The following is a 15,596-nucleotide window of genomic DNA, read 5'->3' on the forward strand; positions in this document are numbered from 1 at the left end:
TGGCCTGCACGCAACAACGCGGCAGCAGACAAACGAACGGCGCCTTCCGGCGCCGTTCGCATCGCTTCACATCACGCGTTCGGTGCTTATGGGCGCACCTTGGTGGCGCAGACGAAGACCGCTGCCTGTTGCACGCGGCTGATCACGCCCTGGCTCTGCAGCTCGCGCGCGTGTTCGTCCATGCAGGTCAGGTAACCCAGGCGGTTGCCGACGTTCTGCGTCTTGCACAGGCTGCTTTCGGCAGACACGTTCGCGCCCGGAATCAGGCCGCCGGTCTCCAGCGTCGGGACCGAGGTGTTGCAGGTGCCCAACTTGGCCGGCCCGGTGTTCAAGGTCCAACCGATGTCGGCAAACAGCGCCGGGGTCAGGTCGATGTTGACGTGCGCCTGCACTTCCGGCGTGTCGAACGGTTCCATCAAGGCATTGGGCTGCAGATCGGTATCGAAGTGCGAGAACGTCGAACCGCCGGCCACCACGCTGGGCGAGTACAGCCGCGTGCGGCCTGCGCTGTCGGTGCCCTGCAGCAGCTGCGGATCTTCGTACAGCGCCGCGACCACCGCAGTGCTGCCCTTCAGGCGCGCGCCATCGGCCTGCGAGACCATGATGGCGGGGATGGTGATGTCGGTGATCGGCGGTGATGCGTTGCCCATCGTCTGCACACCGGCCGCGTTGTTGGCGACGATGACGCCCACCGCGCCGTTGAGCTGCGCGTTCTTCACCTTGATCGCGAACGCGCAGGTGCCGCGGTCGATCAGCGCCACCTTGCCGGCCACATCGGCCGCATTGACGAACGGGGTTTCGCAGCCATCGCTGGCCGATGCGGCCGCCACGCCGTCGTTGACCGTCACCACCGAACGCGCCGGGAAATTGGCCGCGGTGGCCAGCGGACCGAAGCTGGCAAAGCCCACTTCGAACTTGCCCGCAGCGCTGGCCGGTGCGGTGACGCGCAGCAGCGTACGCGGATCCAGGATCAACGCCGCCTCGCGATTCACGCGCGTCCCGGCCCATACCGTACGGCCGGGCGTGCGCATCGCTTCGGCGCGCAGGGCGTTGGTCATGGTCGGGTCGTCGAAGCGCTTGTTCTGGACGTTGTCGTAGGCCTGCGAGGTGTAGACGTCGGTCAGGCCGCTGCCCGAACCCAGCACGCCGGTGGTCTTGTTGAGGAAGCCGGCCGCGCCCAGACCGTGGCCGATCTCATGCATCACCACGTTGAGGAAGTTGATCTGGCCTTCGGGCGTCTTGCCGTCCAGACCCAGATACCAGCCGGAACCGGCCAGGCAATCGTCCTTGCCCAGGTCGCCGTTGAACTGCGAAAACACGTCGGCCGGATCGGACGGATCCGGCACCAGGTCCTGCCCGGCGATCGCATCGCCCAGCGCGGACGGATACAGCGTATTGGCCTTGGCACCGGGGAAGTTGTTGACGATCCAGTTCGGCCCGGCCTGGCCCAGCGTGCCGCCGGTGGCGGTACAGGTCAGCCGCGCGAACGAGGCATACACCTTGATCTCGACGTTGCTCTGCAGCACCGCGCCCCACAGGTCCATGGCGTACTGGTATGCGATGCGGCGTTGCTCGCCGATCGTGCGGCCCGGGTTGCCGCCCAGCGGTGCGGCAGCGGTCGGGTCGTTCAAACCGACCACGGTGCCGGCATCGCCATTGATCAGCGTGACATTGGCGGCCCGAGCATGCAGCGGTGCCAGGGCGGCCGCCACGGCCAGGGACAACAGCAACAAGGGCTTATTCATGCGGCAGCGCTCCATGCTCGGCGTGGGTGGGTTGGGTGGCGCCGGCCTCGTCGCTGTGTTCGATGACGATGCGTCCATCGGCCTGACGGGTTGCCGTCAACGAGCTCATTTGGGTGGCCGGCAACTTGCGCGCCACGGTGCCATTGGGCAGGCGCCGCTCGGTCGCGCGTGCGGCCGCTTCGGTCTGCGGAACCGAGCTGCTACGTGCGGCGCTACTACGTGCTGCGGAGGCGGCTGCAGCCGCCTGCTGATCCAGCGCCGCGCTCTCGGCGTCGGTCAGCGGGCGCAATTTGCCGGTGGTGGGGTCGATACCGACCTTGGAACTGCCAGTAGCAGCTTCCTGCGCTGCAGCGATCGCCGGCAGGCATGCGACACACAACACACCGGACAGCATCCATCCGGGCTTGCGAAAGCTCATCATCGTTGGGGTTTCCTTGGGTCCAACAGGGGAAAAAACGCCGTGCTGACACCGGCGCTCGGGAGAATCCTTCCGTTTCAGTCTGTTCATGACTGAATCATGAATCCGTGATTCGTGTCAATCTTTTGACACATTCGCCGTCGAATGCGAAGCGGCAATCTGAAAAAGTCATCGGCAGGATTGCAGTCTGGAAATTCACTTCCCCCCGGCCCGTCACCAAGGCGCCAGCGCACGCCGTGGCCGGCGCTCGGCATCCCCGGACGCCACTCGTACACTGGCCGGTCTGGTCGTCGTTCGGACATCCGTTGCCGGCGCCGCCTTCCATCAGCCAACCCAGCGCCAGGCCACCATGCACGCCGTCATCTACCACAATCCCGGTTGCGGGACCTCACGCAACACCCTTGCCCTGATCCGCCACACCGGCGTCGAACCGCAGATCGTCGACTACCTGCAGCATCCGCCAAGCCGCCAGACGCTGCAGTCGCTCATCGCCGCTGCCGGCATCACGGTCCGCGAGGCCATCCGCCAGAAAGGCACGCCCTATCTGGAACTGGGACTGGACGATCCCACCCTGGACGATGCGACACTGTTGAGCGCAATGCTCGCCCATCCGATCCTGATCAACCGCCCATTCGTCCAGACCGCGCGCGGCACGCGCCTGTGCCGCCCCTCCGAATTGGTACTGGACCTGTTGCCGCCAGCCACGCACGGCTTCATCAAGGAAGACGGCGAACGCGTGCTGGACGAGGCCGGTCAACGCATTGGCCGCTGACATGTTCGAGCCGGTTCAACCGGTGCGAAGCGGGTGTTGCACCTTCACGCTGGCCGCAGCGCTGACGATAGGCGCAGTACGCTTATTCACAGGGCGATGAACAAGCCTGTTACACGCCCGCTTGCGCATGCACTACACCTGCTGAGTGCGGCAAGACAAGGCGACTGTCGGCACCGTGCGCTGGCGCGAGCGGCGCCCGACGCCGGGCATGCACAACCCGCGGCAACTACCATCCGTTCACTGCAGCGTCTGCGTGCCGTTGCACCGCCTGCACCTGTTCGCTACCGGTCGTCAGCCGCTCTAGAATCCACGCCACGATCGTCAGGAGCACCCGCATGATTCGCGAAATTATCCGCATGGGCGACAAGCGTCTGCTACGCGTGGCACCGCCGGTCACCAACCTGGGAAGCGCCGAGTTGCACACGCTGGTGGCCGATATGTTCGAAACCATGGACGCGGCGCGTGGCGTCGGTCTGGCAGCACCGCAGATCGCGGTGGATCTGCAATTGATGGTGTTCGGTTTCGACGCCAGCGAGCGCTATCCGGAAGCGCCCGCAGTGCCGCGCACGGCCCTGGCCAATGCGCAGATCGAACCGCTGTCGGAAGACATGGAAAACGGCTGGGAAGGCTGTCTGTCGATTCCCGGCCTGCGCGCAGTGATTCCGCGCTATCGCTTCATTCGCTACCGCGGCTTCGCACCCGACGGCAGCCCGATCGAGCGCGACGCCGAAGGCTTCCACGCACGCGTGGTGCAACACGAATACGATCATCTGGTCGGTCGCCTGTATCCTTCGCGCATCGAGAATTTCGACACGTTCGGTTTCGAAGACGTGCTGTCCTACGATCTCTAGCAGGTCGTTCGCTGTGTCCATTGCGGCGTGGCTGCCGCCATGGACGGCAGCCATCTGTGCTGGATTTCGCCTCATTCAAGGTGGCCATCAGCAAGCTGCCTGGCGCGGTGCCCTCGTCGCTAGCGTCAGCGTTGGCGGCATGAACGCAGCGGCGACTCGCGGTGGATTGACGGCGTGTCTGGCGAGCGGCGAGGGTAGCGCACCCTCGGCCATGCCTCAGGCCGAAAACGCGTGTGGCTCGGCGGCAAATCCGACCGCCAAGGCGCCCTTGCCGACGTTGACCATGCCGGTCAGGCTCATCACGCTTTCCAGGAGTTCCACGCCGTGGGTTTGGCAGGCGCCCTGCAGTGCGGCGTAGCCGGGCAGGGCATGCAGCTCGGCCAGCTCGCCGCCGTAGCCCACGCACACCGTTGGCGTCATCAGACCGTCGCGAATCTTGCGCACGGTAAAGCCGGACAGCTTTTCGGCCGAAGGTTCGAAACCCTTGAGCTTGGCCACCGGCTCGGTGACGCCACGGTAGGCGCGCAGCACCGGTTTGATGTCCAGCGCGCTGCCGAGCGCGGCGCCGATCAGGCCGACGCTGCGATCGCCCTTGGTGCGCGCGCGGGCGCGCAGGTAATAGAGATCGCGTGGAATCATGTAGCCATAGGTGTGCTCGGCCAGCTGTTCCAGACGGGTACGGATGACCGCCACGCTCTGGCCCTGGTCGCGCAGGCGGGCCGCCTCCACGGCGGTGATGCCCTGGCCGGCGAACAGGTTGAGCGTGTCGATCACCCGTAGCGCGAACGGCGAGGTGTGGCCTGCGGCCTGCCGAATCGGCTTGTAGTCGTTGAGGATCGCGAAGCTGGCCTGCATCGCGTTGTCGAAGATCTGGCTGCGGAGTTTGGAAATGGTCAGGCAGAACACATGGTCGTAGTCGATGACCAGTCGTTGCAGGAACAGATCGCGGATCTGGTTGACCGAAAACGGCGTGGTTTCCGCTTCGTGCCCGCGCTCGGCCACGTGCGCCTGCAGAAAGCTCAGCGTGGCTTCCTCGTCGCGGTGATCGGCCAGCACCGCCTCGCCGATGCGCACGCTGATCGGCAATACAACGATGTTGTGACGTTGGATGAAGTCCTGCGGCAGATCGCACGCGCTGTCCACCACGATTCCGATACGCATCGTCGCCCGCTCCGGCTGTTGCGTTGTCTGTCGTGCGAACGCTATCGCAAAACGGCGCCGCCGCGTAGGCCTGAGGTGGAGCTTGTTCCGGGCACCGATCGCGCGGATGGCGGCCGGACTGATCCAGACCGTTGGCAGCGACGCCGCACTGCGTTGAACGACATTGCACGCGCAAGCGACGCCGCCCGGCACGTGGGGAGATGGACGATGGGTATGTGGCTATGCACCATTCGCCGCCCCCACGCCCGGGCGTCTTCGCGCGAAACCTGCCGCTGCGCCCTCGTCCTGTGACCTAAGTGCTAGCCAGCGCACGCTCCAAGTGCAAGGTGGCACCCGCTATCGCGCTTGGCCGGGTGGCGCCGCCGGAATCGTTATAGCTCCCCGCGCGGTGCCGCCGCTAGGGTCCAACCCCGACTGCCGCACGGCAGGTCCCGACAGCGCTGCACCAGCGCCGCCGCGTTGAATCATACGGAGAGTCACTATGCACAACTGCCCATCCAGCTCCCTTGTCCAGACGCGCGCCCAGGCGCCGACCCCGCGGCGGCGCGCCGCGCGCTGATGGACCGCGGCGCTCGCCTTCGGTCTGGTCGCGCTCACCCCGGTGGCGCTCGCCGGCCCGTACAAGATCTTTGGCAACCACTATGCGTGGGTGAACAATTTCAACGATCCCAACAATATCATCCAGGGCACGTTCGGCACCGGCAGTACGCCGGAGTTGACGGTCACCTTCAACTTCGCCGACTACAACCTCTACGGCTATCCCGCGATCGTGCGCGGCTGGCATTACGACTGGAATCCGACCACCGACACGCTGTTCCCCAAGCAGATCTCCTCGATCGGCTCGCTGCCATTCAAATTCAATTACAGCGCAGGCGGCACCAATTTGGCCGGTGATTTCGCCTACGACATCTTCTTTCGCTGGGACACCGCAAAGGGCAATCCGCAGCTGGAAGTGATGATCTGGGGCGACCACAATTCCTGGCCGGTCGGCACCGTGACCGCGACCAAGGTCATCACCGCGGGCGGGCGTACCTTCGACCTGTGGGAAGGCTTCAATTCCGGCGCCGGCTATTACGTCTATACCTTCATCCCGACCGGGACCGCCGGCCAGCCGACGCTGAAGACCAGCGGCAGCCTCAACGTGGATGCCAAGCCATTTCTGACCTGGCTGCAGAACAACCGCTCCAAGTATGGCCGCTACAGCAACAGCATGTATCTGCATGCGGCCGAAGCGGGCTTTGAAGTGGTACGCGGCAACGGATGGGCCAAGGTCAGCGCGACCTTGGATGCGAAGTAAGCGCAGCCGCAGCGGTGTTGTGCGTGTCGGCGGTACCGGTCGGCACGCACACGGTTTTTGTCAAAGTGGACAAGTCGCCGCCTGTGCGTTGTTCGCTAGCGACTGTCGGCGCAGCTCGTTGCGCACATGACAGCGACGTGGCGTGTGTGGCGCCTGTCGCTTCGGCATCGGATTTCGAATGAGCTCACGGTGAGCGATGTGCATGGATGACTGCATCTGCGCGGCATGTGGTCGCGTACGTGCTGGCGCGCAGATCTGGAGCGGCTAACACTGTGCCGCTAAACGGGCGGTGCGGGTGCCAAGAACATCGGAACGGCTGAGCGCTGCATGCCCACGCCACGCACCAGCCGCGCGTGCCTGGCAGCTGCGCGGATCGTGTGTTCGGACGCTGCTATAACGCCACCAGCTGGATGCTGTCGAACACGATTGCCGGGCTGAGGTAACCGTTGTCCGGGGAGCCGGAGGCAATGCCGATCTCGATGCGGTTGTTGCCGGCCTGCAAGGCAGAGGCGGGGATGTCCACTTCGTACAGGGTGTTGTTGCCACGCGCAGTGCCGCGCGTGATGCCGCGTGTCTTTGGCTGCGTGGGCGCGGCAGGCACCGGGCCGTTCCAGCGTGCATTCACGCTGATCTGCGGACGTGCGCTGCCCTGTGCCAACGGCACGAAGATACGCAGGCGATAGCCGCGCACCTCGTTGGCGGGCAGGGTGAAGTCGATCCGGCTCGGGGTGTTGATGCCGCGCCACTGCACCGCCGGAAAGCTGCTCAGGCTGCTCGATCCCACGGTGTAGGTCACCGCAGACCAGTGCATGCGCGCATCGGAAGGGTGCGCCCGCGGTAACAGGTCCGCATATCTGAACCCTGCCGGCGTGCCATCGGGAATGCCGATCTGCCACTTCACCGTGCCCGGCAAAACGACTGCCTGCAGTGCGGCGTGCGCAGTGGCGCCGGCGGAAACCTCGATGTTGCGTTGTGCGACGTCCAGTTCGTTCTGGTAGAGCGTCATGCGATAGCTGCCCGGGCGAACACCCGTCACCTGGTAGTCCCCACTGCCGTCGGCGGTGGCCCAGTACTGCGCCTGCGCATTGCGCAGACCGATGACGGCCGGCTGGCCCGGCAACACGCCGCCGACGTGCCCGCTCACTGCGCCGCGCCCGCTTGCCGGCAAATAACCGCTCAGGCCCAGCGTGGCATCGACGAAGGCGGTGTCCAGCTGCGCGCCCGACGGCGCGCTTCCATCGGTGAACAGCAGCCCGTACACACCGTGCAGGCCGCCGCGAAACGCTTCGGTCTGGGTGTGATCGGAATACATGTAGTGATAGAGCTCATGCGTCACGCTGGTTTTTTGCGTGGCGATGTCCTTGAAGAACGGGCCGCCCGCGCTGCGCTCGCGGTTGCCCATCAGCATGAACACGGCAACGCCAGAGCCGCTGACGCCATGCACCTGGTCGTCCATCGTTCGACGTGCGGAATAGAACTTGGAACTGGTGCGCCCATCCGGCAACAGAAAGACATCGTTGCCTTCGATCGCTTTGCCGACATTGGAATCGGGCTCCTGCTGCGCATTCGGCAACGTGGACACGTTCAAGCGGGCGACGAAGCGCAATTCGCCCACCGGCAGCAAGCTTGGCGCATCGGTGGCCATGTAGATCGCGTTGCGGCCCTTGCGCGCGATGTAGTACTGGACCAAGTCGCCGGCCTTGGCCGACACCACGATCGTCTCGCCAACGATGCGTGCATCTACACTGGCACTGCCCAGCCCCGAAGCGATGTGCGAGCCCTTCGATTCGGTGGTCTGCAGTTCGTTGTCGCGATAGCGCATCGAGACGATGTCGCCATTCCGGGCATCGACCGCAAACACCAGCTCGGCGCCGCTGTCGACGATCACGCGGTCGCCGCTGCGGCTGATCCCGAAGTCGGCCAGCGCAGGTGCGCTGACGCCGGCATAGAACAGCAGCGCACAGGCGAAGGTATGTGGACGATTGCGAGGCACGCGGGTGAGTGTCCGGAAGCAAGGCATGGTCGCGATGCGTGCGCGCGATGCCAGGCGAGTGCTGAAGACGGAGACTGTGCGCACTGTTCGAAATTCCAGCGATCAAGGGTGGAGTCGTTGGTTGCTTGCGGGCATCGCTGACTGTCGCCACAGTGGGCAACTGCAATTAGCAGTTCTGGCGTCCGCCATGAAGAGGCTACCAAACGTCGAGAGCCGTTGTCGGTTGGCGTGGAGGGCAGACGGCAACCGCGCTGCACGAGCGGGAAATGCCGCACGGATCAGCGGCCGCTTGGGGCCTGGCAGTGAACGCAGTCGCCTTGCCAACTGCTTCTGCGACGCATCGACGTCGTTGCACGGCTCAGCGCAAGGCATCTCGCGCCGAGGCGATGTCCGCCATCCAATGCGTGCGCTTGCCGATCACGAAGCGGTATTGGTTTCCGTCATCCAGCCGGACTGCCAGCGATGTCGGCGCGATCGGCAGCAGGCCGAACAGGCGCGTCCAGCAGGGCTGCATCGCCACGATCTGCCGCAACGGCAGGCTCAGCGACTGGCACTGCACATTGAATGCATGCGGCTGAAACAGCAGCGCATCTGCGGTGAGAATCAGGCGTCCGCCCACCGCTTCCATGCCACGCTGCAGATTGGCAGGTGCCTGGCGTAGCACCGCACGATCGATCGAACGCAAGCCGCTACCGTGGAAGAGCGAGCTCACGGTCGTGCAGCGGCGAGGTGGGCGCGTGGCATGTGCCGGGGCAAGACGCCAAGGCGGCAAAGCGCTGTCAGGAGCGAAACCGAGAGCATGCGATAGGCCTTGTGGGAAACAGCACTAGAGCGAAGGCCGCCAGCAAGATGCGGCAGGACGCCATGACGGCACATCGCCTGCGCACAGCAGCCAAGCGGTGCGCCGGTCCCCGCTGCGCCGGTACACCAACGATGCAAGACCATGCTCAGGTGGCGCTTGAGCAACCACCGCACGCCTACTTCAGATAGGCGCGCGGCAGCGGGCCGGCCTGCTGCATGTAGCGGTCGCGCAGCTCGCTCTGGCGCGATCGCATCGGCATGTCGCGGCCGCCCAGCCAGACCTGCTCGGCATAATGCGCCACATCCAGCGGGTCGCCTTCCCACAGCACCAGATCGGCCTGCTTGCCGACCGCAATGCTGCCGATGCGATCGCCCACACCGAAGATGTCCGCCGGCACGCGGGTCAGACCGGCCAGGCCGGATTCCCATGGCAAGCCATTGGCGACCGCATTGCCGGCCAGCTGGCGCAGTTTGCGCGCGTTGTGCGAGGCATCGCCGTTCTGGGTAAAGCTGACCTCCACACCGGCAGCGCGCAGACGTGCGGCGTTTTCCAGCGTCGCGCCAATCTGGTCGAAGGTCGATGGCAGATCCGCCAGCGCGTCGACCAACACCGGGACCTTGGCCTGCGCCAGTTGTGGCGCGAGCTTCCAGGCCTCGGCGCCGCCGGCAATGGCAATGCGCACCTTTTCGCGCTGCGCCCAGCGCAACAGCTGGCGGATGTCGGCTGCGCGTTCCACCTGCACCACGATGCGACCCCGGCCGGCCAGATAGTTTGCGAGTACCCCGCGTCCAACCGGGGTCAGCAATGCATGCGGCGAATCGGCCGGGAGACGCCCGCGTGCTTCGGCGACCAGTTGATCCAGCAACATCCATTGCGCCGCGCGCGAGCTGCCGGTGAGATCGGACGCCGCTGCACCGATGCGAACAAACAAGGCATGCGGGCCTATCGGATCCGGACTGCCATCCAACCGCACGATGCCGCCCTGGCCAGCGATGAAGGCGCCACTGGTGGTCGCCCCCAACGCGGTGAAGCCGATGCCCTCCACGCGGGCCACCGGCACCAGCACCGAGTCGGGGTTGTAGGCCAGGCCGACGTCGAACTCCGGGCGCATCGGTTGATCGGCCAATTTGACGCCGCTGTCCACGGTGCTTTCTTCGCCAGAGACTTCTTCGATACCGATCTCGGTGATGCCGCCGAACAAGGCCGGCGTCAGTGGGCGGCCTTTTGCTTCGACCACGTGGCCGTCGGTGGGTACTGCCAGGTTGCGGCCGATGGCGCGAATCACGCCGCCCTGCACCAGCACGTCGGTGTTCTGCAGAGTGCCTTGCGCGGTGGCCGTGTGCACGGTGGCGCCGCGAATCAACACCTGCTGCCCGAAGGCCGGCAATGCCAGCGTGGCCATCACCAGCGCCGCGATCGTGCGTAGACGCGGGCGCACAACGGTTGCGCGGCTCATCGTGCCACCTCCTGGCCAAGCATGAAGTCCGACACCGGCTGCAGTGCGCGATTGTGCCGGTCGTAGACCTGCGCGCCGTCGATATACACCTGTTCGGCCAGCGCATACGAACTGAAAGGGTTGCCGTTCCACACCACCACATCGCCCATCTTGCCCGGCTCCAGTGCGCCGGTCTGCTGCTCGATCCCCAGCGCCTTGGCGGCATTGCTGGTGAGCCAGCGGATGGCGCGTTCCGGCGGGATCTCCATGCCACTGCGGCGCGCGTTGGCGATCACCTTGGCGGCTTCCTGGTTGAGCCGCTGGATGCCTTCTTCCGAATCCGAGTGCACGATGGCGCAGCTATTGGCCGGGCGATCGACCAATGCGATGTTTTCCTGGATGCCGTCGAAGGCTTCCATCTTGAAGCCCCACCAGTCGGCCCACAGCGCGCCGCAGACGTTGTCCTGCGCCAGGCGGTCGGCCAGCTTGTACGCCTCCACGCCGTGATGGAAGGCGGCAATGTGGAAGCCGAACTCCTTGGACAGATCCAGCATGGTCGCCATCTCATCGGCGCGGTAGCAGTGGATGTGCACGCGGATATCGCCGTTGATGGCACCGGCCAGTGTGTCGAGCTTGAGATCGCGCTTGCCGCCGGCATCGCCGCTGCTGTCGTTGTCGCCGCCGCGGCTCCACCAATGGCGCTTCTTGGCGGTTTTCTTTTTCGGTGCGTTCTTCTGCAGATACTCGGCCGCGTCGATGAACGCAGCGCGATAGCCGGCCACGTTGCCCATGCGCGTGCCGGGACCACCTTTCTGGCCGTACACGCGTTTGGGGTTTTCGCCACAGGCCATCTTCAGCCCCCATGGTGCACCGGGGAATTTCATGCCCTGGTAGGTGGTGGAGGCGACGTTCTTGAGCGTGACGCCGCGCCCGCCGATCAGATTGGCCGAGCCCGGCAACACCTGCAGCGAGGTGATGCCGCCGGCCAGCGCCGTACCGAAGCCGGGGTCCTGCGGCCAGATCGAGTGCTCGGCCCACACGTTGGGCGTCACCGGTGCGGTCATCTCGTTGCCGTCGCTATGCGCGCTGACGCCCGGGCTGGGATACACGCCCAGATGCGAGTGCACATCGATGATGCCGGGCGTCACCCACTTGCCGGTGCCGTCGATACGGCGCACGTCTGCTGGCGCCTCGAGCGCCTTGCCCACCGCAGCCACCTTGCCATCGCGCAGCAGCACGTCGGCATCGTCCAGCCGCTCGCCGGTGCCGGTGAGCACGGTGGCGTGCTGGATCAGCACCGGAGCGGACGCGAGCGCGCGATAGGTGCTGGGGTAGGGATCTTGCACGAAGCGCGATGCCGCCGACGCAGGCCCGCACAGCACCGCCGCGCCCAGCGCGGCGAACAGGATGGAACGCATGGATTTCCCCGGTAAAACGAAAACGTCAGCCGCCAACCTAGTCGTCGGCGGCGTGCTTGCCAAGTGCTGGAGGTCGAGAGCGGCGGGCTCATCACATGCACCCGTGCATGCTATGCCGAATTCGTCAGGGGGTGTGCCGATGATTGCCAAAACAGAGCGCAACAAGCAGGCCGATGTGGTGTTGGCTTTCTGGGAGCTGGCCGGTGCGGCCCGCTGGTTCACGCACAACGATGCCTTCGATGCCAATTTTCGGCAGCACTTCAGCGAGCAGCATTTCGCCGCCGCACGGGGCGAGTACGCGCAGTGGATGGCGCGCGCCGAAGACGCACTGGCCTTGCTGATCCTGCTGGATCAATTTCCACGCAATGCGTTCCGCGGCAGCGCGCATGCCTATGCCACCGATGGCCTGGCACTGCGGCACGCCAAACAGGCGCTCGCCAGCGGCTTCGATCAACAGGTGTCGGCGCAACTGCGCCTGTTTTTCTATCTGCCCTTCGAGCATGCCGAAGACGCCGATGAGCAGGCGCGAGCGGTGCAGCTGATCACTGCACTGGGCGATGCACAGACCACCCATTGGGCGTTGGAGCATCAGCGCATCATTCAGCGCTTTGGCCGGTTCCCGCACCGCAATGCGGTGCTGGGGCGTGAGGCCACGGCAGAAGAGCAGCAGTTTCTGGATGACGGGGGATTTGCCGGCTAAGGACCGGCATCGGCCATCTGCATGCCGATGCTCGAGGTCTGCCGCGCAGCGCGGGCAACGACGCTGCTGCAGCCGGACAGAGGTGGACCTCGCAACGCAGAAGATTCCGCCATGCCCATGCCGCACCAGGCAGTGCGCGAGCCGTCAAGGGCGATCAGCAGCCGCCCGGCAATGCTTCCGAACGCCAGCTGGCGCCTTCCCCGAGCAGCAGATAAAACCCGTAACTTTCGTAGCCGCTTTCGGCCAGCACGAAATCGAGCGTGCCGTTGCCGTCGATATCGCCGAATTGCAGCAGATGCGTGCGCAGCGGCAGGTCTTCGCAATCGTCGCAGCCGCTGGCAGCGTGACCCTTGCGGAACTGCCAACGGCTGCCGTCATGCTCGAAGATCGCAAGGACGACGAGCACGCCGGTCGGGTTGTCCGGGTTGCCGGTCTCGATCGGATGGTTGGAGGTCAGGATCGCCACGCGTCGCTGCGGTTGCGGCGTATCGGTGACGATCTGCAGCGCCGCCAGATCCTGCGCGCGATCGGCATTGAACGCGGCCAGCGCCTGCGCCAGGGCTGCCGGCTTGACGCGCTTGCGCAGCTGCGCGGTGTTGTTCACCTGGGCGAACAGCTCGGCCTGTTCGCTGGTGGTGGCGGCGCGGCCGGCAAAGCGCTTGCCGGGATTCACATCCACGGTCGACAGCAGCGGCGAATCGGACAGCGTGGGGTTGCCCTTGATGCGCAGCTTCGCGGTGCCGCCGCACATGCTGTTGTCGTCCACCGTCAGTGCCGCAAGCCGCACGTTGCCCGTGGAAACGCCTGCGTTGAAGACCTGCAACGGCTGGCCCAGCAGCGCCTTGGGTAGGGTCGATTCCTTGGCGAGGCCCTTGCCGAGCCAGACCGGAATGTATTCCAGCGGATCGTCGGTCGGTTGGTTGTCGTAGGTCTGGACCAACAGCACCGCGCGCGACGGTTCGGCAGCGTGGGTGGCCAACGGTAGCAGCGCGGCCAGGGCGACAGAGAGCAGGCGGGTATGCATTGCAGCGATGTCCTTGTGCAGGTCGATCCATGAAAAAACGGACGCTCAGGGAGCGCCCGTTTCGGTATGCGGTGTGCCGGCCTAGCCTGCTTCCGAGCAAGCTGCGCTCACGCGGTTGTCGCAAGTGCGGCAGTCTGCAGAGGAGCATGACCGGTGAGCGGCAGCCGCGACCGTGCGACGACCGCTGATGTCTTGCTCAGTATTTCGCCACGCCGTTGTCCACCTCGTCCGACCACGCATCGATGCCGCCGGTGACGTTGTAGACGTTGGTGAAGCCCAGGCCACGGAAATGTTCGGCGGCCTGCAGGCTGCGGCCGCCGCGGTGGCACAGGAACGCCAGCGGGGTGTCCTTGGGCAACTGTTCGATGGCGGCGCGCTCGTGCGCATCCAGCGTGCGGAACGGTGCGGCCACCGTGGCCAGCGCGCGCTCGTCGGCCGGGCGCACGTCCACCAGGGTCAGGCTGCCGGCCTTGAGACGGTCGTCGGCGTCGCGCACCGACAGCTCCTGCACCGGCTTGGGCGCATTGGGGTTGTCGATGGCCAGGCCGCGGCCGCGGATGTCGTCGACCCAATCGATGGTGATGCCGTCGGCACGACGCGCGCTGGCCAGGTCGAACTGCACGCGCAGTCCGTTGGATTCAGCCGCAATGGCGTTCGGGTTGGTCGGCGCCAGCTGGAAATTGGGCTGGAAATTGGCATCGATGGCCAGCGTCAGCGAGGCATCCGGCGCATCGGCCAGCGCACCTTTGAGCATCTCGACCGCGGCGGGGGTGATGGTGATCTTGGGCGGGCTGCGGTCGGGCGCCTGCAGGCCGAGCATGCTGCTCAGCTCGCCGCTATCGGCCATCTGCACGATGATGTCGCTGCCGCCGATCAGCTCGCCGTCCACGTACAGCTGCGGGATGGTCGGCCAGTCGCCGTAGGCCTTGATGCCCTCGCGGATTTCCTGGTCGGCCAGCACGTTGACGTGGGCATAGTCGATGCCCAGGCCGTCCAGCACGCCGACCGCCTTGGCCGAAAAACCGCATTGCGGCATGCCGGGCTGGCCTTTCATGAAGAGCACCACGCGGCTGGATTGCAGCAGCGTATCGATACGGGAACGCAGGGCGGGATCGAGAGACATGGCAGCACTTCGGTGGCAGCGTGGAGACCGGGCATTCTACGCCGCATGGCATCATTGGGCATGACCACGCCGGAAACGCTGTATCGCACCCCTTCGCGCCCCTACCGCTGGGTGGGCCTGTTGGCCCTCTCGCAGGTAGCGGTGGCACTGCTGTGGTGGCATCTGGGCTGGGCGTGGGGGCTGCCTGCGCTGCTGCTGTCGCATGCGCTGTTCGTGGTGCCGGTGTTCCTGCCGCGCGCGCGGCTGTACGCGCCGGTGCTGGCGCGGTTATCCGGTCGCGTGCCGCAGGTGTGGCTGACCATCGACGATGGCCCGTCCGACGACACCCCGGCCATCCTCGACCTGCTGGATGCCTACGACGCCAAGGCAACGTTCTTCGTGGTCGGCGCGCGTGCCGAGCAGCGGCCCGAGCTGGTGCGCGACATGGTGCGGCGCGGGCATGGCATCGGCAACCACAGCCACACCCATCCGCAAGCCTGGTTCTGGGCGCTGGGACCGCGCCGGATGGCACAGGAAATCGGCCAGGCGCAGCGCGTGCTGGCGTGCATCACCGGCCAGGCGCCACGGCTGTACCGTTCGGTGGTCGGCATGACCAACCCCTTCGTCGCCTCGCCGCTGCGCGCGCACGGCCTGACCCGGGTGGCCTGGAGCGCGCGCGGTTTCGACGGCGTGCGCTGCGAGCCGGACACCACCATCGCCCGCATCGTGCGCGACCTGCAACCCGGCGCCATCGTGCTGCTGCATGAAGGCGCTGCGCACGGCCACAACCTCACCATCCTGCGCGGCGTACTGGAGGCGATGCGCGCGCGCGGCCTGGCGGGGCGGCGACCGCTCTGAGGTCCTGCGCACGGCGTGGC

14 protein-coding genes are annotated in these 15,596 nt (G+C 65.8%); 5 read left to right on the forward strand and 9 right to left on the reverse strand.

Annotation, left to right across the window (positions count from 1 at the left end; genetic code table 11):
- Positions 1-86: 86 nt before the first annotated feature.
- Positions 87-1,745: a PA domain-containing protein gene (locus EO156_RS13235; RefSeq protein WP_016848855.1), complete on the reverse strand. Its 1,659-nt coding sequence runs from the start codon at positions 1,743-1,745 to the stop codon at positions 87-89.
- Positions 1,738-2,166 carry a hypothetical protein gene (locus EO156_RS13240; RefSeq protein WP_016848854.1) on the reverse strand — a complete coding sequence of 143 codons (429 nt, stop codon included), beginning with the start codon at positions 2,164-2,166 and terminating at the stop codon, positions 1,738-1,740. Before EO156_RS13240 ends, EO156_RS13235 begins: the two co-directional genes overlap by 8 nt.
- A gap of 346 nt (positions 2,167-2,512) precedes the next feature.
- Between EO156_RS13240 and arsC the strand changes: the two genes are divergently transcribed.
- Positions 2,513-2,935 carry an arsenate reductase (glutaredoxin) gene (arsC, locus tag EO156_RS13250; RefSeq protein ID WP_011052324.1) on the forward strand — a complete coding sequence of 141 codons (423 nt, stop codon included), beginning with the start codon at positions 2,513-2,515 and terminating at the stop codon, positions 2,933-2,935.
- Positions 2,936-3,270: 335 nt separating this feature from the next.
- A complete protein-coding gene (gene def, locus EO156_RS13260) occupies positions 3,271-3,786 on the forward strand; it encodes a peptide deformylase (protein WP_003483472.1) in 516 nt (171 codons plus the stop codon).
- A gap of 216 nt (positions 3,787-4,002) precedes the next feature.
- On the opposite strand, the gene EO156_RS13265 is transcribed toward def, so the two are convergent.
- Positions 4,003-4,947, reverse strand: coding sequence for a DegV family protein (locus tag EO156_RS13265; protein ID WP_016848853.1), 945 nt, complete (start codon positions 4,945-4,947; stop codon positions 4,003-4,005).
- A 583-nt stretch (positions 4,948-5,530) separates the two neighbouring features.
- Here EO156_RS13265 and EO156_RS13270 point away from each other — a divergent pair.
- A complete protein-coding gene (locus tag EO156_RS13270) occupies positions 5,531-6,244 on the forward strand; it encodes a cellulase (RefSeq protein WP_080573024.1) in 714 nt (237 codons plus the stop codon).
- Positions 6,245-6,635: 391 nt separating this feature from the next.
- Here EO156_RS13270 and EO156_RS13275 read toward each other — a convergent pair whose 3' ends face one another.
- The 4 genes from EO156_RS13275 to EO156_RS13295 all read right to left on the reverse strand — a co-directional run bounded on the left by EO156_RS13275 (position 6,636) and on the right by EO156_RS13295 (position 11,892).
- Positions 6,636-8,264: a rhamnogalacturonan lyase B N-terminal domain-containing protein gene (locus tag EO156_RS13275; RefSeq protein WP_029829406.1), complete on the reverse strand. Its 1,629-nt coding sequence runs from the start codon at positions 8,262-8,264 to the stop codon at positions 6,636-6,638.
- A gap of 331 nt (positions 8,265-8,595) precedes the next feature.
- Positions 8,596-8,922 (reverse strand): hypothetical protein, encoded by a 327-nt coding sequence (locus EO156_RS13280; protein WP_005933551.1) that lies wholly within the window; start codon positions 8,920-8,922, stop codon positions 8,596-8,598.
- A gap of 292 nt (positions 8,923-9,214) precedes the next feature.
- A complete protein-coding gene (locus EO156_RS13290) occupies positions 9,215-10,495 on the reverse strand; it encodes an amidohydrolase family protein (protein ID WP_005913553.1) in 1,281 nt (426 codons plus the stop codon).
- On the reverse strand, positions 10,492-11,892 hold the full coding sequence (locus EO156_RS13295) for an amidohydrolase (RefSeq protein ID WP_003483456.1): 1,401 nt from the start codon (positions 11,890-11,892) through the stop codon (positions 10,492-10,494). The genes EO156_RS13290 and EO156_RS13295 overlap by 4 nt, the downstream gene beginning before the upstream one ends.
- Positions 11,893-12,025: 133 nt before the next feature.
- Between EO156_RS13295 and EO156_RS13300 the strand changes: the two genes are divergently transcribed.
- Complete coding sequence (locus tag EO156_RS13300) at positions 12,026-12,592, forward strand: DUF924 family protein (RefSeq protein ID WP_026007034.1); 567 nt, start codon at positions 12,026-12,028, stop codon at positions 12,590-12,592.
- 154 nt (positions 12,593-12,746) lie between these two features.
- On the opposite strand, the gene EO156_RS13305 is transcribed toward EO156_RS13300, so the two are convergent.
- Complete coding sequence (locus EO156_RS13305) at positions 12,747-13,616, reverse strand: hypothetical protein (RefSeq protein ID WP_016850150.1); 870 nt, start codon at positions 13,614-13,616, stop codon at positions 12,747-12,749.
- A gap of 196 nt (positions 13,617-13,812) precedes the next feature.
- Positions 13,813-14,739, reverse strand: a complete 927-nt coding sequence (grxD, locus tag EO156_RS13310; RefSeq protein WP_005913558.1) for a Grx4 family monothiol glutaredoxin — start codon at positions 14,737-14,739, stop codon at positions 13,813-13,815.
- A gap of 45 nt (positions 14,740-14,784) precedes the next feature.
- Between grxD and EO156_RS13315 the strand changes: the two genes are divergently transcribed.
- Positions 14,785-15,576, forward strand: coding sequence for a polysaccharide deacetylase family protein (locus EO156_RS13315; RefSeq protein WP_016849114.1), 792 nt, complete (start codon positions 14,785-14,787; stop codon positions 15,574-15,576).
- The last annotated feature ends 20 nt before the right edge of the window (positions 15,577-15,596 follow it).

This window comes from Xanthomonas sp. DAR33341 (genome assembly GCF_003992815.1).
Lineage (GTDB): Bacteria > Pseudomonadota > Gammaproteobacteria > Xanthomonadales > Xanthomonadaceae > Xanthomonas > Xanthomonas cissicola.

What these genes read in the sequence shown, in the direction of transcription:
- EO156_RS13235 (WP_016848855.1), bottom strand. Translation starts at nt 1,745, where the DNA reads ATGAATAAGCCCTTGTTGCTGTTGTCCCTGGCCGTGGCGGCCGCCCTG.
- EO156_RS13295 (WP_003483456.1), bottom strand. Translation starts at nt 11,892, where the DNA reads ATGCGTTCCATCCTGTTCGCCGCGCTGGGCGCGGCGGTGCTGTGCGGG.
- EO156_RS13305 (WP_016850150.1), bottom strand. Translation starts at nt 13,616, where the DNA reads ATGCATACCCGCCTGCTCTCTGTCGCCCTGGCCGCGCTGCTACCGTTG.
- arsC (WP_011052324.1), top strand. Translation starts at nt 2,513, where the DNA reads ATGCACGCCGTCATCTACCACAATCCCGGTTGCGGGACCTCACGCAAC.
- EO156_RS13240 (WP_016848854.1), bottom strand. Translation starts at nt 2,166, where the DNA reads ATGATGAGCTTTCGCAAGCCCGGATGGATGCTGTCCGGTGTGTTGTGT.
- def (WP_003483472.1), top strand. Translation starts at nt 3,271, where the DNA reads ATGATTCGCGAAATTATCCGCATGGGCGACAAGCGTCTGCTACGCGTG.
- EO156_RS13265 (WP_016848853.1), bottom strand. Translation starts at nt 4,947, where the DNA reads ATGCGTATCGGAATCGTGGTGGACAGCGCGTGCGATCTGCCGCAGGAC.
- EO156_RS13290 (WP_005913553.1), bottom strand. Translation starts at nt 10,495, where the DNA reads ATGAGCCGCGCAACCGTTGTGCGCCCGCGTCTACGCACGATCGCGGCG.
- grxD (WP_005913558.1), bottom strand. Translation starts at nt 14,739, where the DNA reads ATGTCTCTCGATCCCGCCCTGCGTTCCCGTATCGATACGCTGCTGCAA.
- EO156_RS13275 (WP_029829406.1), bottom strand. Translation starts at nt 8,264, where the DNA reads ATGCCTTGCTTCCGGACACTCACCCGCGTGCCTCGCAATCGTCCACAT.
- EO156_RS13315 (WP_016849114.1), top strand. Translation starts at nt 14,785, where the DNA reads ATGGCATCATTGGGCATGACCACGCCGGAAACGCTGTATCGCACCCCT.